Origin of the sequence: Paragemmobacter ruber (assembly GCF_009908315.1) — a bacterium.
Taxonomy (GTDB): Bacteria; Pseudomonadota; Alphaproteobacteria; order Rhodobacterales; family Rhodobacteraceae; genus Paragemmobacter; species Paragemmobacter ruber.
The window spans coordinates 561,693-579,319 of record NZ_JAAATW010000003.1 but is presented as its reverse complement, the minus strand read 5'-3'; the positions used below and the strand labels follow the sequence as shown (position 1 = coordinate 579,319).

The following is a 17,627-nucleotide window of genomic DNA, read 5'->3' as shown; positions in this document are numbered from 1 at the left end:
CCGGGGACGCTTGTTTCGGCCCACCCAAGTTGCTAGTCACCATCGGGTGCATGCAGTGGCCGCGGACCGGGCCGGATGCAGCCGCAGCCGTCTAGGAGACCCAGATGACCGAAAGCCCCGTCACTTTCGCCGATCTCGCCCTGATCCAGCGGATCATCCCGCACCGTTATCCGTTCCTTCTGGTCGACAAGGTGCGCGATATCGTGATCAACGAAAGCTGCGTGGGCATCAAGAACGTGACCGTAAACGAGCCGCAGTTCACCGGCCATTTCCCCGGAATGCCGATCTTCCCGGGCGTGATGATCATCGAGGCGATGGCGCAGACGAGCGGCATCCTTGTGGGCCTGTCGATGGATCTGGTGGACAAGAATGCCAATGTCTTCTTCATGGGCGTGGATGGGGTGAAGTTCCGCCGCAAGGTGGTGCCGGGCGATGTGCTGGAACTGCATGTCAGGGCGCTGCGCGGCGGCGGGCGGGTCTGGAAATTCGAGGGCCGCGCGATGGTCGAGGGTGAATTGGCCTGCGAGGCCACCTTCATGGCCATGTTCGACGTGCCGAAGGCGTGACGCGGATGACAATTCACCCTGAGGCGCGCATCCACCCGACCAGCGTTGTCGAACCCGGTGCGGTGATCGGCGCGGGCTGCGAGGTGGGGCCGTTCTGCGTGATCGGCCCGGATGTGGTGCTGCATGACCGGGTGGTGGTGAAGAGCCACGCCGTGGTGACCGGGCGGACGGAGATCGGGGAAGAGACGGTGATCTTTCCCTTTGCCACCGTGGGCGAGGTGCCGCAGGACCTGAAATACAAGGGCGAACGGACCCGGCTGGTGGTGGGCAAGCGCTGCCGCATCCGCGAGGGGGCGACGCTGAACCTTGGCACGGAAGGCGGCGGCGGCGTCACGACAGTGGGCGATGACGTCTTGATCATGACCGGCGCGCATGTGGGCCATGATGCCCATATCGGCAACCGGGTGATCCTTGTGAACAATGTGGCCATCGCGGGCCATTGCGTGCTGGGCGATGATGTGATCGTGGGCGGGCTGTCGGGCGTGCATCAATGGGTGCGGATCGGGCAGGGCGCGATCATCGGCGCGGTCACGATGGTGACGAATGACGTGATCCCTTATGGCCTGGTGCAGGCACCGCGGGGCGAGTTGGACGGGCTGAACCTTGTGGGCCTGAAACGGCGTGGGGTGGAGCGGGCCGAGATCACGGCGCTGCGGGCGGCCTATCAGATGCTGGCGCAGGGCGAGGGGACGTTCCTTGACCGGGCGCGGCGGCTGGCCGAGGAAACCGACAGTGCTCATGTGCGCGAGGTGACGGATTTCATCCTGTCCGCCTCGGACCGGTCTTTCCTGACGCCGAAATGACGCGGACGGCGATCATTGCAGGCGCGGGCGGCTTGCCCGCGGCGCTGGTGGCGGCGATGACCGAGCGGCCCTTTGTGGCGGCGCTTGAGGGGTTCGATCCGGCCGGCGTGACGCCTGATATGCGCTTCCGGGTGGAGCGGCTGGTACCCTTCCTGCGCGCGCTGGAGGATGCAGGGGTGACGCGGGTCTGTTTCGCAGGCGCGGTGCAGCGGCCCCGGCTGGACCCGGCGCTGTTTGATCCCGACACGGCGGGGATGGTTCCCCGCCTGTTGGCGGCGATGGGGCAGGGCGACGATGCCACGCTGCGCGAGGTGCTGGCGATTTTCGAGGAGGCGGGTTTCGCGCTGGCGGGCGTGCCGGAGATCGCGCCCGCGCTGGTGCCGGGGGCCGAGGTCCTGTGCGGCACGGTGACAGAGCGAGACCGGGCGGATGCCGCGCGGGCGGCAGAGATCGTGGGCGCGCTGGGACGGGTGGATGTCGGGCAGGGCGCGGTGGTGCAGCAAGGGCTGTGTCTGGCGGTCGAGGCCTTGCCCGGCACGGATGCGATGCTGGCCGGTGTTGCGGCGATCCCGGCCGCGCTGCGGCCTGCCGGGGCGCGGGGCCTGTTCTTCAAGGCGCCGAAACCCGCGCAGGATCGGCGGATCGACCTGCCCGCGCTTGGGGTGGAAACCGTGCGCCGCGTGGCGGCGGCGGGTCTTGGCGGCATCGCATGGGAGGCGGGCGGGGTGATCTGTCTGGACCAACCCGCGATGGTGGCACAAGCGCAGGCCGCCGGCCTGTTCCTCTGGGCGCGGGAGCCATGAAGATCTTCCTCGTCGCCGGGGAACCTTCGGGCGACCGTCTGGGCGCGGCGTTGATGGCGGGGCTGAAGCAGCTTGCACCGGGGGTGGCGTTTGCGGGTGTTGCGGGACCGCTGATGCAGGTGGAGGGGATGGCGTCGCTCTTCCCGATGGAAGAGCTTTCGGTCATGGGCATCGCCGAGGTTCTGCCCAAATACTTCCACCTGAAACGGCGCATCCGCGAGGTGGCGGACGCCGTGATTGCCAGCGATGCCGCGGCGCTGGTGACGATCGATTCGCCCGATTTCGGGCTGCGGGTGGCGGCCTTGGTCAAGGCCGCACGGCCCGGGCTGCGGACGATCCATTATGTGGCGCCCTCGGTCTGGGCGTGGCGGCCGGGGCGGGCGGCCAAGATGGCGCGGCATGTGGATCATGTGCTGGCGCTCCTGCCTTTCGAGCCGCCGCTGATGCAGGCGGCGGGCATGACCTGCGATTTCGTGGGTCATCCGGTGGTGGCCGAACCCCGCGCATCCGATGCCGAGCGGGCGGCCTGGGCAGGCACCGGGCCCTTGGTGCTGGCCCTGCCCGGATCGCGGCGGGGCGAGGTGACGCGGCTGATGCCGGTCTTGGGTGAGGTCGTGGGGCGGCTTGCGGCGCAGCATCCGGGGGTGCGCGTGGCCTTGCCGACAGTTGGCGCTGTGGCAGGCCTCGTGCGCAGTTTTTCCGCGGGCTGGACGGTCGCACCGCAGATCGTGGAAGAGGCCGGTGCGAAGCGTGGGGCCTTTGCGGCGGCGGATGTGGCGGTCGCGGCCTCTGGCACGGTGTCGCTGGAACTTGCGGCGGTCGGATGCCCCATGGTCATCGCCTATGACATGAACCCGCTGACCCTGTGGCTCATGCGGCGGGCCGCGCTGATCGACACGGTGACGCTGGTGAACCTTGTATCCGAAACACGGGTTGTGCCCGAGTTCATCGGAGAGCGGTGCCGGTCGGATCTGATCGTGCCGGCAGTGGAGGCGGTGCTGGGTGATCCGTCTGCACAGCAGGCCGCGATGGCCCTGACGATGGAGCGCCTTGGCAAGGGTGGCGAGGCGCCGGGTGTGCGGGCCGCGCGATCTGTTCTTGCCGTGCTCTGACGCAAGCCGAAGCGCCAAAATACTTCTGGAAGAATTTTGGCGCAGGATGAATCAAAATTCTTCCAGAAGAATTTTGATGGGGTCAGCCTAAGATTTTTCGAGAAAAATCTTAGGCTTCTCGTCCTTTCCAGATCCAGCCGCCGCCAAAGACGCGCCCGCCTTCGGGGGCGTAGAAGACGCAGGCCTGACCGGGGCTCACCCCATCCTCGGGCGAGAGGAGTTCCACCTCTGCCTCGGTTTCGGACAGCGGGCGGATCACCGCCGGGCGGGGGGGGCGGGTGGAGCGGACCTTGACGTTGAGGTGCCATTCCGGGCGGCTGGTCAGGGGGGCATCGCCCAGCCAGTTGATCTCGCGCAGTGGCACGGTGCGGGTGGAGAGCGCCTCTTTTGGCCCGACGATCACGCGGCGGGTGTCGGGGTCAAGCTTCACTACGTAAAGCGGATCGCCCAGGCCGCCGATTCCAAGGCCTTTGCGCTGGCCGATGGTGTAGTGGATCACACCGCGATGCTGGCCCAGCACGCGGCCCGACAGATCCACGATCTCGCCCGGATCGGCGGCGCCGGGGCGCAGCTTTTCGATCACGGCGGCGTAGTTTCCGTTGGGGACGAAGCAGATGTCCTGACTGTCGGGTTTGTCGGCTACGGGCAGGCCGTAGCGCGCCGCCAGCGCGCGGGTTTCGGCTTTGGAGGCAAGATGGCCGAGGGGGAAGCGCAGGTAGGACAGCTGTTCCGCCGTGGTGGAGAAGAGGAAATAGCTTTGGTCGCGGTTGGGGTCGGTGGCCATGTGCAATTCCGGCCCCTGTGCGCCCAGTTTGCGCTGGATGTAATGGCCGGTCGCCATGCAATCGGCCTCAAGGTCCTTTGCGGTGGCGAGCAGGTCCTTGAATTTCACCCGTTCGTTGCAGCGGATGCAGGGAACCGGGGTCGCGCCCGCGAGATAGGCATCGGCAAATTCCTCGATCACTGCTTCGCGGAAGGTGTTCTCGTAGTCGAGGACATAATGGGGAAAGCCCATGGTTTCGGCCACACGCCGGGCGTCGTGGATGTCGCGGCCCGCACAGCACGCGCCTTTTTTCGCCAGCGCGGCGCCGTGATCGTAAAGCTGCAGGGTGACGCCCACCACATCATAGCCCTCTTCCGCCAGCATCGCGGCGACGACCGAGGAATCCACGCCGCCCGACATGGCGACGACCACACGGGTATCGGCCGGGGTTTTTGGCAGGCCGAGGGAATTGAGCGGTTGGTCAAGCGGCATGGGGCGGGCCTTTACGCGGCGGGGCGTTCGGATGCGGAAGACCGTCGGAATACAGGAAAACAGGGCACAGGCACAAGGGGCGCCCCGTCGCAGGCGGGTTCCTGTGGCGCGGACGCGTTCAGCAAGACTTAAGGAACGGGCGCGATACTGGGTGCAGAGCGAAGGAGACCTGCCCATGTACATCAAGCGCGTATCCGGCCCGCGCCATGTGACGCTGCCGGATGGTACCATTCTGACCCGGGCCGACCTGCCACCTGCCGACACGCGGCGCTGGGTGGCGCGGCGCAAGGCCGTGGTGGTGCAGGCGGTCACCCATGGCTTGATCGAGCGGGAAGAGGCGCTGGCGCGCTATGCCCTGACGGATGAGGAGTTCGGTCTGTGGGAAACCGCCGTGCGCAGCCACGGAGAGGCGGCGCTGCGGGTCACCAAGATCCAGCAGTATCGTCAATTTTAAGTTGTCTTTGGTGCAAATGCTGCCATAGTAATCTTTGTTTAATGAGTGGTCTGCAAAGTTGCCGAAAGGCGACCTTACGGAGTGTAAAAATGCGAGTACTTCTGGTTGAAGACGACCCCGCGACGTCGCGGAGCATCGAGCTGATGCTGACCCATGCCAACCTGAACGTCTATTGCACCGATCTTGGTGAGGACGGGATCGATCTGGCAAAGCTTTACGATTACGACCTGATCCTGCTGGATCTGAACCTGCCCGACATGAGCGGCCATGAAGTGCTGCGCCAGTTGCGCATGGCCCGGATCGAGACGCCGATCCTGATCCTGTCGGGGTCGGATGACACGGACAACAAGATCCGCGGTTTCGGCTTCGGCGCCGATGATTACATGACGAAACCCTTCCATCGGGAAGAGTTGATCGCGCGGATCCATGCCATCATCCGCCGGTCGAAGGGACATTCCCAATCCATCATCCGCACCGGGCAGGTCAACGTGAACCTGGATGCCAAATCTGTCGATGTGGGCGGCAAGAGCGTGCATCTGACCGGGAAGGAGTATCAGATCCTTGAACTCCTCAGCCTGCGCAAGGGCACTACGCTGACCAAGGAAATGTTCCTGAACCACCTCTATGGCGGAATGGACGAGCCGGAGTTGAAGATCATCGACGTGTTCATCTGCAAGCTGCGCAAGAAGCTTGCCGAGGCGACGGGGGGCGAGAACTATATCGAAACCGTCTGGGGCCGTGGCTATGTCATGCGCGACCCGGTGCCGGAGGTGGCGCTGCGCCGCGTTGCGATTGCGGCGGCAAGCTGATCGCCCGAGGCTGGACTGTCCCATGGTCGCCCCCTAAACCTTTGGGGGCGGCTAGTGGGGGAAGTCATGGCGGCGGAAAAAGATGTAGGGCTGCTGTCGGAAGCTGAGGCGAAGGCGGAACTGGCCCGCCTTGCCCATGAGATTGCGGCGGCAAACACGGCCTATCACACGCTGGACGCGCCCGAGATTTCGGATGCCGATTACGATGCACTGAAGCGCCGCAATCAGGCGATCGAGGCGCGCTTTCCCGGACTGAAGCGGGGCGACAGCCCCAGCGAGCAGGTGGGCGCTGCCTTGGCCGAGGGGTTTGGCCAGATCCGCCACGCGGTGCGGATGCTGTCGCTGGCCAATGCGTTTGAGGATTCGGAGGTTGTGGATTTCGATGCGCGTGTCCGCAGTTTCCTAGGGGCGGGCGGTGCGATCCATTACACGGCAGAGCCGAAGATTGACGGGCTGTCGCTCTCGCTGCGGTATGAGGGGGGCGTCCTTGTGCAGGCTGCTACGCGCGGCGATGGCGAGGTGGGCGAGAATGTCACCGAGAACGCGCTGACCATCGCCGACATTCCCCATCGGGTGGTGGGCGCGCCCGAGGTGATGGAGGTGCGGGGCGAGGTCTATATGTCCCATGCCGATTTCGCCGCGCTGAACGCGCGGCAGGCGGCGTCGGGCGGCAAGGTCTTTGCCAATCCGCGCAACGCGGCGGCGGGGTCGCTGCGGCAGTTGGATGCCAGCATCACAGCGGCGCGGCCGCTGCGGTTTTTTGCCTATGCCTGGGGGGCGCTGTCCGAACCGCTGGCCGCTTCGCAGTTCGCGGCAATTGAGCGGCTCAAGGCGTTGGGATTTCAGACTAATCCGCTGACGGTTCTTTGTGCTGGACCGGCAGAGATGCTGGCGCATTACGCCCGGATCGAGGCGATGCGGGCATCCTTGGGCTATGATATCGACGGGGTGGTCTACAAGGTGGATGACCTGTCGCTTCAGGCGCGACTGGGGTTCCGGGCAACGACGCCGCGTTGGGCCATCGCGCACAAGTTTCCCGCCGAACTCGCCTGGACGCGGCTGGAGGCGATCGACATCCAGGTGGGGCGCACCGGCGCGCTGTCGCCCGTGGCGCGGCTTGCGCCGGTGACTGTGGGGGGCGTGGTCGTGTCGAATGCCACGCTGCACAACGAGGATTACATCGCGGGGCGCGACTCGCGCGGCGAGGCGATCCGGGAGGGCAAAGATATCCGCGTGGGCGACTGGGTGCAGGTCTATCGCGCGGGCGATGTGATCCCCAAGGTCGCGGATGTGGACCTTGCGCGCCGGCCCGAGGGGGCGGTGCCTTACGTCTTTCCGCATCGCTGCCCGGAATGTGGGTCTGAGGCCGTGCGGGAAGAGGGGGATTCGGTGCGCCGTTGCACCGGGGGCCTGATCTGCCCCGCGCAGGCGGTGGAGCGGCTGGTGCATTTCGTGTCGCGCGCGGCCTTTGACATCGAAGGGCTGGGGCGCAAGCAGGTGGAGATGTTCTTTGCCGATGACATCCTGCCGGTGAAGGAGCCTGCGGACATCTTCACCCTTGCTGCAAGAGATGCCGCCAACCCCTTGCAGAAGCTTCGCAATCGCGACGGGTTCGGCGACAAGTCGGTGACCAATCTTTGGGCTGCGATCGAGGAGCGGCGGCGCATCTCGCTGGCGCGGCTGATCTTTGCGCTTGGGATGCGGCATGTGGGCGAGGTGGCGGCGCAGGATCTGGCGCGGCATTACCTGACGTGGGACGCGCTGGTGGCGGCGGTCGATCAGGCGCGCCCTGCGGCGCTGGCCCATCGCGCGGCGGATGAGGCGGAGATGGAGGAACGCGCGGCGGCGCAGGCCGACGGGCGGCGCGCGCGGGTGAAGGAAGCGCGGGATCGGGCCGTGGCGGCGCTGGCCGTGCCGGGGACGGCGGCGGCGGCCTGGCAGGAGTTGATCACGGGCGATGGGATCGGGCCGGTTCTGGCGCTGTCGCTGTCCGATACGCTGGCCAATCCGGAAGAGCGCGCCTCCATCGCGCGGCTGGTCGCGCATCTGGAGGTGCTGCCGCCCGAGGCGCGGGCGACGCAATCGCCGGTGGCGGGGCTGACCGTGGTCTTTACCGGTAGTCTGGAGAAGATGACGCGGGCCGAGGCCAAGGCACGGGCCGAGGCGCTGGGGGCCAAGGTGGCGGGGTCGGTTTCGGCCAAGACCGATCTTCTGGTGGCCGGTCCCGGTGCGGGGTCGAAGGCCAAGGATGCGGAACGGCTGGGCGTGAAAATGATCGACGAGGATGCGTGGCTCGCCCTCATCGGGGATAAATGACGCGGCCTGTGGAACTTTTCCCGCTGTTTGCGGGATTGGACACGCTGGAGGGCGTGGGGGAAAAGACGGCCAAGGCCTTTGCCGGGCTGGGGGTGGAGCGGCCGAAGGATCTGCTGTTCCTGCTGCCGCATTCCGGGGTGGACCGGGCGCGGAAGGCGTCGGTCCGGGATGTGGTGCCGCCCTGCACGGTGACGGTGGAGGTGGAGGTCGGCGCGCATTCCCCGCCGCGCACGAAGGGCAAGCCCTACCGCGTGCAGGTGCGCGATGCGGCGCTGGACTTCACGCTGGTCTTCTTTCATGCGCGGGGGGATTTCCTGCAGCGCTTGCTGCCGACGAGGCAGCGGCGGCTGATTTCCGGCAAGGTGGAGCTGTTCGACGGGGTGGCGCAGATGGTGCATCCCGACCATGTGCTGCGGCCCGAGGAGGCGGGAGAACTGCCGCTGTTCGAGCCGGTCTATCCCCTGACCGCCGGGGTGACGCAGAAGGTGGTGGCGAAGGCGGTGGCGGGCGCGCTGACCCGCGCGCCTGACCTGCCGGAATGGATCGACGGGCCCTTGCTGGCGCGGGAGGGCTGGCCTTCATGGCGCGCTGCGCTTCTGGCGGTGCATGGGCCTGCGGGGGCGGCGGATCTGGCGCCCACCCATCCGGCGCGGCAGCGGCTGGCCTATGACGAGTTGCTGGCGCATCAGCTGACGCTGGCTTTGGCGCGGGCGACGCTGCGCAAGCAGAAGGGGGTGCCGACGGTTGGCGACGGGTCCTTGCGGGCGAAGGTGGTGGCGGGGTTGCCCTATGCGCTGACGGGGGCGCAGGCGCGGGCGGTGGCGGAGATTGCGGGGGATATGGAAGGCCCGTTCCGCATGAACCGGCTGTTGCAGGGGGATGTGGGGGCGGGGAAGACGCTGGTTGCGTTCCTTGCGCTGCTGATCGCGGTGGAGGCGGGGGGGCAGGGCGTGATGATGGCGCCCACCGAGATTCTGGCGCGGCAGCATTTCGCGGGGCTGGAGCCCTTGGCGGCGGCGGCGGGGGTGCGGCTGGAGTTGCTGACGGGCCGCGACAAGGGGGCGGAGAGGGCGGCCAAGTTGCGCGAGCTGGCCGAGGGGCGGATCGCGGTGCTGGTGGGCACGCATGCGGTGTTTCAGAAGGATGTGCTGTTCCATGACCTGCGGCTTGCGGTGGTGGATGAGCAGCACCGTTTTGGCGTGGCGCAGCGGATGGAACTGGGGGCCAAGGGGGCGGCGACCGATACGCTGGTGATGACGGCGACGCCGATCCCGCGATCGCTGGCGCTGGCGACCTATGGGGATATGGATGTGTCCGTGCTGGACGAGAAACCGCCGGGGCGGAAGCCGATCCGCACGGCGCTGGTCAGCACGGCGCGGATGGAGGAAGTCGTGGGGCATCTGGCCCGTGCGGTGGATGAGGGGCGGCAGGCCTATTGGGTTTGCCCCTTGGTCGAGGAGTCGGAGGTGTTGGATTATGCCAGTGCCGAGGCGCGGTTCCAGCATCTGCGCGCCGCCTTGGGCGATGTGGTGGGCATGGTGCATGGCCAGATGCCGCCTGCCGAAAAGGATGCCGCCATGGCGCGGTTTGTCTCAGCCGAGACGAAGGTTCTGGTCGCGACGACGGTGATCGAGGTGGGGGTGAATGTGCCCAATGCGTCGATCATGGTGATCGAGCGGGCAGAGACCTTTGGCCTTGCACAACTGCATCAGCTGCGGGGGCGCGTGGGGCGGGGGGCGGCGGAATCCACCTGCCTGCTGATGTATCAGGCGCCTTTGAGCGAGGGGGGCGAGCGGCGGCTGAAGGTGCTGCGCGACACCGAGGACGGATTCCGCATTGCGGAAGAGGATCTGGCGATGCGGGGGGCGGGCGATCTGATCGGGACGGCGCAATCGGGGCTGCCCCGGTTCCGGGTGGCGGATCTGGAGCGGCAGGGGGCGCTGATGGAGATTGCGCAGAGCGATGCGCGGCGACTTTTGGCGGATGATCCTGCGCTGGACGGGCCGCGGGGCAAGGCGGCGCGGATGCTGCTGTGGCTGCTGGATCAGGACCGGGCGATCCGGTTGATCGGGGTGGGGTGAGCGGGCGGACGGGCGTCACCTGTGCTGCCGATGCCGCCGTTCTTTCCTGACGTGGCAACCCCCTCCCCGACCCTCCCCCATGACTGGGGGAGGGAGCGTTCTGGATATGATCCGAAATGTTCTTAAAAAGTTCTTTACAGAACCCGAGAATCATGAGAACAAAGTAGCAACAGAAACATGGAGGCCACAATGCTGACGGATATGAAGGATATTCTCTCCCGCTCCCGTGCCACGGTGATCGAGGATCTGGTGGGTGTCGTCGCGCTGTTTTCCATGCTGGTGCTGTCACTGCACATTCTGTCTGCCTGATTTTCTGCCTGCTTTGTTCTGATGCGCCTGTCCCCAAGCGGCGCGCGGATGGCAGCCCTGCCTGTCCAAATCGAACGAAGTCACTGACCGCCGCCGTCTCAGGACGTGCGGCGGTTTTTTCATGCGCGGGTTAAGGCAGGGTTGACGGTCAGCCCGCTGCGCGGGCCGTCAGCGCCGCGTCCATCGCGGCGAGCGTTGCGTCGAGGGACAGAAGGATGGAGGCGTGGCGGTTGGCATAGTCGCGGGCGGGGAGCAGAACCTCGAGCCCGTCGAAGGGGGCGGCGGGGACGGGGCCGCCGCGTTTCAGCATGGCTTCGAGTTCGGCGCGGGCGCGGGCCACCTCGTCCCGTGTGCGGCCGATCATGGCGCGGGCGGTGAGAGAGGCCGCAGCCTGACCCAGCGCGCAGGCCTTTACGTCCTGCCCGTAGCTGGCGATGCGGTCGCCCTCCAGCGTGAGGTCCACAGTGACGGTGGAGCCGCAAAGGGGCGAGCGTTTGCGCGCGGTCCCGTCGGGCGCGGGGAGGCGGCCATGATGCGGGATATCTGCCGCGAGTTCAAGGATGCGGCCCGAATAGAGCTTGACGAGGTCGCTGTCGCTCATGCCTTTCCCTCCGGCTGACTGTTCTTTAGATAGACCCGTCTGACGCCCCTGCCAAGGAGAGGACCGATGTCCTTTGACCCTGCAAGCCTAAAGTATGACGCGAACGGGCTGATCCCCTGTATCGCGCAGGATCATGCCACGGGCGAGGTGCTGATGATGGCCTGGATGACGCCAGAGGCGGTGGCGCGGACGGTGGCGACGGGCCGGGTGACCTATTGGAGCCGGTCGCGGGGGACGTTCTGGGTGAAGGGCGAGACGTCGGGGCATACCCAGCGGCTGGTGGAGTTGCGGGTGGATTGCGACCGCGACGCGCTGCTGGCGCTGGTGGAGCAGGAGGGGCCGGCCTGCCATACGAACCGGCGGTCCTGTTTCTATACGGCGGTGCGGGATGGCGGCGAGGTGGTGATCTCGGAGCCGATGGTGTGACGGGCAAGGGGCGCTCGCGCCCCCTCTGGCCCTGCGGGCCATTCACCCCCTGAGGATATTTGGACAACGGGGAAACGGCAGGAGCGGTGTCAGGGGCGGTGTCAGGGGGACTGCGTCAGAGGCCGACCAATTGGCGGATGTCCTGCGGGGTGGCACCCTCGGCGCGGTACTTTGCGATGGCGCGGGCGTCGTCGCGTTTGGCGAGGCGCTTGCCCGCGTCGTCGCGGATGAGCCTGTGGTGGTGATAGGTGGGGGTGGGCAGGGCGAAGAGGCGCTGGAGGATCACCTGCACGGGGGTAAAGTCGAAGAGATCCTCGCCCCGGATCACATGGGTGATGCCCTGATCGGCATCGTCGAAGGCTGAGGCGAGGAAATATGCGACGATGTCTTCGCCCTTGCGCGACAGGACGACGTCGCCGATCCGGGTCAGCGCGGTGGCGCGGTCGATCTGGTGGGTGCCGGCATGGGCGGAGCCCGTTTCGGTGAAGCGGGGGGGGGCGGGCAGGGCGTCAAGCGCGGCGGCGAGGTTCAGGCGCAGGGCATCGCCGGGCTGGCGGCTGGACATCGGGCGGTGGCGGCAGGTGCCGGGATAGACGTTGAACGCCACGCCTTCCTGCGGGGCGGAGAGGGCGGCGCGGATATCGGCGCGCGTGCAGGCGCAGGGGTAGAGGAGGCCGCGTTCCGCCAGCGGTTCGAGGCGCGCGTTATAGGCGGCGATCTTGTCAGATTGGCGGTAGATGGGGCCGTCCCATGTGAGGCCAAGCCAGATAAGATCTGCGGCGATCTGCGCTTCCCATTCCGGGCGGCAGCGGTCGAGGTCGGTGTCTTCCATCCTGAGGAGGAACGCGCCCCCCGCCGCGCGGGCCATGTCATGGGCAAGGATCGCGGAATAGGCGTGGCCGAGATGCAGCGGCCCGGTTGGCGAAGGGGCGAACCGGGTGCGGAAGGTCATTGGGTGGCAAGCCAGCCTTGGAAGCTGTCCTTCGCGCGGTCGGTATAGGCCTTGTAGCGGTCCTTGCGGCCACGGCGCCCGCCCTTGGCGTCGATCGGGGGGAAGAGGCCGAAATTGACGTTCATGGGCTGGAAGGTCTTGGCATCGGCGCCGCCCGTGATGTGGGTGATCAGCGCCCCCATGGCCGTGTCGGGGGGCGGGGGCGCGAGGTCGCGGCCGAGGATTTCGGCGGCGGCCATGCGGCCTGCAAGCAGGCCCATGGCGGCGGATTCGACATAGCCTTCGACGCCCGTGACTTGGCCTGCGAAGCGGAGGTTCGGGCGGGATTTCAGGCGCATCCGATCATCGAGCAGCGTGGGCGAGTTGATAAAGGTGTTGCGGTGGATGCCGCCAAGGCGCGCGAAGGAGGCGTTTTCAAGGCCGGGAATGGTTTTGAAAACAGCGGTTTGTGCGCCATACTTCATCTTGGTCTGGAAGCCCACGATGTTGTAGAGCGTGCCGAGCTTGTTGTCGCGGCGCAGTTGCACAACGGCATAGGGTTTGACATCGGGGCGGTGGGGGTTGGTGAGGCCCACCGGCTTCATCGGGCCGAAGCGCAGGGTTTCGCGGCCGCGTTCGGCCATGACTTCGATGGGAAGGCAGCCGTCGAAGTAACCGGCGGTTTCGCCTTCGTGGAATTCGGTCTTTTCAGCCACCAGCAGCGCGTCGATGAAGGCGTCATACTGCGCCTTGTCCATCGGGCAGTTCATGTAGGCGGTCTGTTCTTCCGCCGTTTCGCCCTTGTCGTAGCGCGACTGCATCCAGGCCACCGACATGTCCACGCTTTCGGCATAGACGATGGGGGCGATGGCGTCGAAGAAGGCGAGGTGTTCGGCGCCCGTGACCGCGCGGATGCTTTCGGCCAGCGCGTTGGAGGTGAGGGGGCCGGTGGCGATGATCCAGTGGCCGGAGGTGGGGAGTTCGGTGATCTCGCCGTCCTCAACGGTGATCAGGGGATGGTCGCGCAGGGCGCGGGTGACGGCCTCGGCGAAGGGGTCGCGGTCCACGGCCAGCGCGCCACCTGCGGGAAGGCGATGGGCGCGGGCGGTGGCCATGATGATCCCATCGGCGGCGCCCATTTCCCAATGCAGAAGGCCCACGGCATTGCGTTCGTCATCGTCGGAGCGGAAGGAGTTGGAGCAGACCATTTCCGCAAGGCTGCCGGTGCGATGGGCGAAGGTGCCGACCTTGGGGCGCATTTCATGGATCACGACGCGCACGCCCATCCGGGCGGCCTGCCAGGCGGCCTCGGCCCCGGCCATGCCGCCGCCGATGATGTGGAGTGTCTCTGTCATGCGGCGGATTTAGGCGCTTTGGCGGGAATAGGAAAGGGCCGAGGCGATGGCCCCGGCCCTTTGCGCGGTGGGTTTGGATCAGGCCTTGTCGAGCGCGAACTTGCCCGGGCCGTGGATCGCGAACATCAGCAGGCCGCCCGCGATGGCGAGGTTCTTGAGGAACATGGCCATCTGCATCTGGTCGGCCGGGGCGAAGTGGTAGAGCACGCCTGCGACCACGCAGAAGGCGGCGGTGGCGAGCGCCACGATCCGGGTCTGGTAGCCGATGATCAGCAGGATGCCGACGGCGATTTCAAAGATCACCGCAGGCCAGGCGAGGAAGGCAGGCAGGCCGCCCGAGGCGAGATAGCCGGAGAAACCCGCGACGTCGCCGGTCTTGCCGATGCCGGCGATGAGGAAGAGCAGGCCGATGAGGATGCGGCCCACGAGCGGGCCGAAGGTGGAGAGTGCTTGCATGATAGGTTCTGTCCCTGACTGTACATTCCCGGCATGTCGGCCGGTTGCGGCAAGGGATAGCATCGGACGGGTGCGCACCAAATAGCGCTGAACGCGCCGCCGATGTGCGCAGATGCAGAGGTGGTTAACCGCGCAGTCGGGTGCGGGTTTCCGCGACATAGGCGGCAGGATCGGCGGGGGTGTGGCCCAGTTCGGCCAGTTTCAGGAAGAAGCCGGGGGCGGGCATGCCGTTCGACAGGCGCCCTTCCAGAAGGGCGGCGCGCTGGAGGCGGCCTGCGGCGGCGTCTTCCTCCATCAGGCGTTCCAGCGCCGCCGTCAGGTCGGCGACGCGCCAGCCCAGATCGCGGGCCAGCGCGCCATAGGTGATGGTGCCGCCAGAGGCCGCCAGCGCGTCGAGCCGCGCCTCAAGACTTGCGCTGTTCAAGGGCAAGGGCGATGCGTTCGAGGGCCAGCGTTTGGCGGTCGATGGCGGCCTGTGTCCGGCGCTGTTCGGCGAGGATGCCTTCGGAGGTTTCCGTATGGCGCGACAGATAGACCTGATACTGCCGCGACTGATAGCGCACGATGCCGAAGAGCACCGCGATCAGGGTCAGCGCGCCGATGGCGTAGATGACCCATTCCGCCATCAATCATCGCCCTGTTCGGCCACGCGGGCGACGGAGACGACCTCCTCATCCGCGCCGACGTTGAACACCTTCACCCCCCCGGCAGAGCGGGAGCGGAAGCTGATCTGGTCTACCGGCACGCGGATCGACTGGCCGGTGGAGGTGGCGAGCATGATCTGATCCGACATCTCCACCGGGAAGCTGGCCACCAGCTTGCCGCCGCGCATCGCGCCATCCATCGCCTTGACGCCCATGCCGCCCCGGCCCCGGACCGGGTAGCCGTGCGAGGAGGAGAGCTTGCCCGATCCGCCTGCGGTGATCGTCAGGATCAGATCTTCGGCGGCGGACATTTCGGCATAGCGTTCAGGCGAAAGCTGGCCGACCGCTGCGGTGACGCTTTCTTCATCATCGTCTGCTTCGGCGTCGTCCTCTACCGCGCCTGCCATGAGGCGGCGCTGTTTCAGATAGGCTTCGCGTTCTTCCGGCGTGGCTTCGAAGTGGCGGATGATGGCCATGGAGACGACCCTGTCACCTTCGGCCAAACGGATGCCCCGCACGCCGGTGGAGCCGCGCGATTTGAAGACGCGGATATCGGTTGTGGGGAAGCGGATGGCGCGGCCGCCTGCGGTGACCAGCATGACGTCATCGTTTTCATCCGCGATGGCCGCGTTCACGAGGAACACGCCTTCGGGCAGGTTCATCGCGATCTTGCCGTTGCGTTTGACATTGGTGAAGTCGCTGAGGTCGTTCTGGCGCACATCGCCATCGGAGGTGGCGAAGACGATCTGCAGGCTGGCCCAGTCCTCTTCCGGCACATCGACGGGCATCAGGGCGGCGATGGAGACGCCGGTTTCGATGGGCAGGATGTTGACGATGGCCTTGCCCTTGGCGGTGCGGCCCGCGAGGGGAAGGCGCCAAGTCTTCATCTTGTAGACCATGCCATCGGTCGTGAAGAAGAGAAGATGGGTGTGGGTGTTGGCGACGAAGAGGGTGGTGACGACGTCATCCTCTTTCGTCTGCATCGACGAAAGCCCCTTGCCGCCGCGGTTTTGCGCGCGGAATTCGGCCAGCGGCGTGCGCTTGATATAGCCGCCCGAGGTGATGGTGACGACCATATCCTCACGCTCGATGAGGTCTTCATCCTCCATGTCGCCGGACCAATCCTGAATCTCGGTGCGGCGGGGGACGGCGAAGAGGGATTTCACCTCGCGCAACTCATCCGAGATGATCGCCATGATGCGGTCGCGCGACGACAGGATGTCGAGGTAATCCTTGATCTTGGCGGCAAGCTCTTCCAGCTCGTCCGTGACTTCCTTGACGCCCAGCGCGGTGAGGCGTTGCAGGCGCAGATCGAGGATGGCGCGGGCCTGCGCTTCGGACAGGTTGTAGGTGCCGTCCTCGTTCATCGTGTGCGACGGATCGTCGATCAGGCGGATATAGGCGGCGATATCGGCGGCGGGCCAGCGGCGCGTCATCAGTTTTTCGCGCGCCTCGGCGGCGTCGGCAGAGGCGCGGATGGTGCGGACGACCTCATCGACGTTGGACACGGCGACGGCGAGACCGCAGAGGATGTGGCTGCGTTCGCGCGCCTTGCGCAGTTCAAACGCCGTGCGGCGGGCGACAACTTCTTCGCGGAAGGTGATGAAATGCGTGAGGAAATCGCGCAAGGACAGCTGTTCGGGGCGGCCGCCGTTCAGCGCCAGCATGTTGCAGCCGAAGGAGGTTTGCATCGGCGTGAAACGGTAAAGCTGGTTCAGCACCACATCGGGCGTGGCGTCGCGTTTTAGTTCGATCACCACGCGCACGCCGATCCGATCGGATTCGTCGGCGACGCCGGAGATTCCTTCGATCTTCTTGTCGCGCACCATTTCGGCGATTTTTTCGATCATCGACGCCTTGTTCACCTGATAGGGAATCTCGTCCACGATGATAGCGAAGCGATCCTTACGGATTTCTTCCACCCGCGTTTTGGCGCGGATGATGACGCTGCCGCGGCCTTCGAGGTAAGCCTTGCGCGCACCAGAACGGCCAAGGATCACGCCGCCCGTGGGGAAATCGGGGGCGGGGATGATGTCCATCAAGGCTTCGGTCGACAGGTCGGGGTTTTCGATCAGGGCAAGCGTGCCGTCGATCACCTCGCCCAGATTATGCGGCGGGATGTTGGTCGCCATGCCGACGGCGATGCCGCCCGCACCGTTGACGAGCATGTTGGGGAAGCGGGCGGGAAGGACGGTGGGTTCGCGGTCCTTGCCATCGTAATTGTCCTGAAATTCGACCGTTTCCTTGTCGATATCGGCCAGAAGGAAGGCGGCGGGCTTGTCCATCCGCACTTCGGTGTAGCGCATGGCGGCGGCGGCGTCGCCGTCCATGGAACCGAAATTCCCTTGTCCATCAAGGAGTTTCAGCGACATGCTGAAGGGCTGTGCCATGCGGACGAGGGCATCGTAGATCGCGCTATCGCCATGGGGGTGGTATTTCCCCATCGTGTCGCCCACGGGGCGGGCGGATTTGCGGTAGGGTTTGTCGTGGGTGTTGCCGGATTCCTGCATCGCAAAAAGGATGCGGCGGTGGACCGGCTTCAGCCCGTCGCGCAGGTCGGGGATGGCGCGGGAGACGATCACGCTCATGGCGTAGTCGAGATAGGCGGTCTTCATCTCGTCCGCGATGGAGACCTGGGGGCCATGCCACGGGTTCTTGGGGGCGGAATCATCTGCGTTTTCAGGGGTTTCGGGCGTGTCGTTCACG

17 protein-coding genes are annotated in these 17,627 nt (G+C 66.2%); 9 read left to right on the top strand and 8 right to left on the bottom strand.

The annotated features are described in order from the left end of the window. Positions 1-104 precede the first annotated feature (104 nt). From fabZ to lpxB, 4 genes are read left to right on the top strand one after another with little or no spacing between them, the layout of a single operon-like run. A complete protein-coding gene (gene fabZ, locus GU920_RS15045; RefSeq protein ID WP_161767887.1) occupies positions 105-566 on the top strand; it encodes a 3-hydroxyacyl-ACP dehydratase FabZ in 462 nt (153 codons plus the stop codon). A gap of 5 nt (positions 567-571) precedes the next feature. Continuing rightward, positions 572-1,369 (top strand): acyl-ACP--UDP-N-acetylglucosamine O-acyltransferase, encoded by a 798-nt coding sequence (gene lpxA / locus GU920_RS15040; protein WP_161767886.1) that lies wholly within the window; start codon positions 572-574, stop codon positions 1,367-1,369. Then, positions 1,366-2,172, top strand: a complete 807-nt coding sequence (locus GU920_RS15035; RefSeq protein ID WP_161767885.1) for an LpxI family protein — start codon at positions 1,366-1,368, stop codon at positions 2,170-2,172. Before lpxA ends, GU920_RS15035 begins: the two co-directional genes overlap by 4 nt. Next, positions 2,169-3,284, top strand: a complete 1,116-nt coding sequence (gene lpxB, locus GU920_RS15030; RefSeq protein WP_161767884.1) for a lipid-A-disaccharide synthase — start codon at positions 2,169-2,171, stop codon at positions 3,282-3,284. The genes GU920_RS15035 and lpxB overlap by 4 nt, the downstream gene beginning before the upstream one ends. Before the next feature lie 109 nt (positions 3,285-3,393). On the opposite strand, the gene mnmA is transcribed toward lpxB, so the two are convergent. Further along, positions 3,394-4,539: a tRNA 2-thiouridine(34) synthase MnmA gene (gene mnmA / locus GU920_RS15025; protein ID WP_161767883.1), complete on the bottom strand. Its 1,146-nt coding sequence runs from the start codon at positions 4,537-4,539 to the stop codon at positions 3,394-3,396. 175 nt (positions 4,540-4,714) lie between these two features. On the opposite strand from mnmA, the gene sciP reads away from it, so the two are divergent. The 4 genes from sciP to recG all read left to right on the top strand — a co-directional run bounded on the left by sciP (position 4,715) and on the right by recG (position 10,199). Beyond that, positions 4,715-4,993: a CtrA inhibitor SciP gene (gene sciP, locus GU920_RS15020; RefSeq protein WP_161767882.1), complete on the top strand. Its 279-nt coding sequence runs from the start codon at positions 4,715-4,717 to the stop codon at positions 4,991-4,993. A gap of 89 nt (positions 4,994-5,082) precedes the next feature. Further along, complete coding sequence (gene ctrA, locus GU920_RS15015; RefSeq protein WP_161767881.1) at positions 5,083-5,802, top strand: response regulator transcription factor CtrA; 720 nt, start codon at positions 5,083-5,085, stop codon at positions 5,800-5,802. Positions 5,803-5,868: 66 nt separating this feature from the next. Continuing rightward, a complete protein-coding gene (ligA, locus tag GU920_RS15010; RefSeq protein WP_161767880.1) occupies positions 5,869-8,118 on the top strand; it encodes an NAD-dependent DNA ligase LigA in 2,250 nt (749 codons plus the stop codon). Next, positions 8,115-10,199: an ATP-dependent DNA helicase RecG gene (gene recG / locus GU920_RS15005; protein WP_161767879.1), complete on the top strand. Its 2,085-nt coding sequence runs from the start codon at positions 8,115-8,117 to the stop codon at positions 10,197-10,199. The genes ligA and recG overlap by 4 nt, the downstream gene beginning before the upstream one ends. Before the next feature lie 457 nt (positions 10,200-10,656). Here recG and GU920_RS15000 read toward each other — a convergent pair whose 3' ends face one another. Continuing rightward, positions 10,657-11,109 carry an iron-sulfur cluster assembly scaffold protein gene (locus GU920_RS15000; protein ID WP_161767878.1) on the bottom strand — a complete coding sequence of 151 codons (453 nt, stop codon included), beginning with the start codon at positions 11,107-11,109 and terminating at the stop codon, positions 10,657-10,659. 66 nt (positions 11,110-11,175) lie between these two features. Here GU920_RS15000 and hisI point away from each other — a divergent pair, with 66 nt between their 5' ends. Next, complete coding sequence (gene hisI, locus GU920_RS14995) at positions 11,176-11,535, top strand: phosphoribosyl-AMP cyclohydrolase (protein WP_161767877.1); 360 nt, start codon at positions 11,176-11,178, stop codon at positions 11,533-11,535. Between the two features lie 115 nt (positions 11,536-11,650). Here the strand turns inward: hisI and gluQRS are convergent, their stop codons facing one another. From gluQRS to gyrA, 6 genes are all read right to left on the bottom strand, one after another. Next, complete coding sequence (gluQRS, locus tag GU920_RS14990; RefSeq protein WP_161767876.1) at positions 11,651-12,487, bottom strand: tRNA glutamyl-Q(34) synthetase GluQRS; 837 nt, start codon at positions 12,485-12,487, stop codon at positions 11,651-11,653. Further along, on the bottom strand, positions 12,484-13,821 hold the full coding sequence (gene trmFO / locus GU920_RS14985) for a methylenetetrahydrofolate--tRNA-(uracil(54)-C(5))-methyltransferase (FADH(2)-oxidizing) TrmFO (RefSeq protein ID WP_161767875.1): 1,338 nt from the start codon (positions 13,819-13,821) through the stop codon (positions 12,484-12,486). Before trmFO ends, gluQRS begins: the two co-directional genes overlap by 4 nt. Positions 13,822-13,899: 78 nt before the next feature. After that, a complete protein-coding gene (locus tag GU920_RS14980; protein WP_161767874.1) occupies positions 13,900-14,277 on the bottom strand; it encodes a DoxX family protein in 378 nt (125 codons plus the stop codon). A gap of 124 nt (positions 14,278-14,401) precedes the next feature. After that, the gene (locus GU920_RS14975; RefSeq protein WP_161767873.1) at positions 14,402-14,701 is read right to left on the bottom strand and encodes a hypothetical protein; all 300 of its coding nucleotides are present in this window, start codon (positions 14,699-14,701) and stop codon (positions 14,402-14,404) included. After that, complete coding sequence (locus tag GU920_RS14970; protein WP_161767872.1) at positions 14,682-14,903, bottom strand: hypothetical protein; 222 nt, start codon at positions 14,901-14,903, stop codon at positions 14,682-14,684. Before GU920_RS14970 ends, GU920_RS14975 begins: the two co-directional genes overlap by 20 nt. Then, on the bottom strand, positions 14,903-17,626 hold the full coding sequence (gene gyrA, locus GU920_RS14965) for a DNA gyrase subunit A (protein WP_161767871.1): 2,724 nt from the start codon (positions 17,624-17,626) through the stop codon (positions 14,903-14,905). The genes GU920_RS14970 and gyrA overlap by 1 nt, the downstream gene beginning before the upstream one ends. Position 17,627 lies beyond the last annotated feature (1 nt).

Excerpts from the sequence above, each read along its gene's own strand:
- mnmA (WP_161767883.1), bottom strand. The coding sequence starts at position 4,539 with ATGCCGCTTGACCAACCGCTCAATTCCCTCGGCCTGCCAAAAACCCCG.
- lpxA (WP_161767886.1), top strand. The coding sequence starts at position 572 with ATGACAATTCACCCTGAGGCGCGCATCCACCCGACCAGCGTTGTCGAA.
- lpxB (WP_161767884.1), top strand. The coding sequence starts at position 2,169 with ATGAAGATCTTCCTCGTCGCCGGGGAACCTTCGGGCGACCGTCTGGGC.
- hisI (WP_161767877.1), top strand. The coding sequence starts at position 11,176 with ATGTCCTTTGACCCTGCAAGCCTAAAGTATGACGCGAACGGGCTGATC.
- ligA (WP_161767880.1), top strand. The coding sequence starts at position 5,869 with ATGGCGGCGGAAAAAGATGTAGGGCTGCTGTCGGAAGCTGAGGCGAAG.
- sciP (WP_161767882.1), top strand. The coding sequence starts at position 4,715 with ATGTACATCAAGCGCGTATCCGGCCCGCGCCATGTGACGCTGCCGGAT.
- GU920_RS14970 (WP_161767872.1), bottom strand. The coding sequence starts at position 14,903 with ATGGCGGAATGGGTCATCTACGCCATCGGCGCGCTGACCCTGATCGCG.
- fabZ (WP_161767887.1), top strand. The coding sequence starts at position 105 with ATGACCGAAAGCCCCGTCACTTTCGCCGATCTCGCCCTGATCCAGCGG.
- ctrA (WP_161767881.1), top strand. The coding sequence starts at position 5,083 with ATGCGAGTACTTCTGGTTGAAGACGACCCCGCGACGTCGCGGAGCATC.
- trmFO (WP_161767875.1), bottom strand. The coding sequence starts at position 13,821 with ATGACAGAGACACTCCACATCATCGGCGGCGGCATGGCCGGGGCCGAG.
- GU920_RS15000 (WP_161767878.1), bottom strand. The coding sequence starts at position 11,109 with ATGAGCGACAGCGACCTCGTCAAGCTCTATTCGGGCCGCATCCTTGAA.
- GU920_RS15035 (WP_161767885.1), top strand. The coding sequence starts at position 1,366 with ATGACGCGGACGGCGATCATTGCAGGCGCGGGCGGCTTGCCCGCGGCG.
- GU920_RS14980 (WP_161767874.1), bottom strand. The coding sequence starts at position 14,277 with ATGCAAGCACTCTCCACCTTCGGCCCGCTCGTGGGCCGCATCCTCATC.
- recG (WP_161767879.1), top strand. The coding sequence starts at position 8,115 with ATGACGCGGCCTGTGGAACTTTTCCCGCTGTTTGCGGGATTGGACACG.
- gluQRS (WP_161767876.1), bottom strand. The coding sequence starts at position 12,487 with ATGACCTTCCGCACCCGGTTCGCCCCTTCGCCAACCGGGCCGCTGCAT.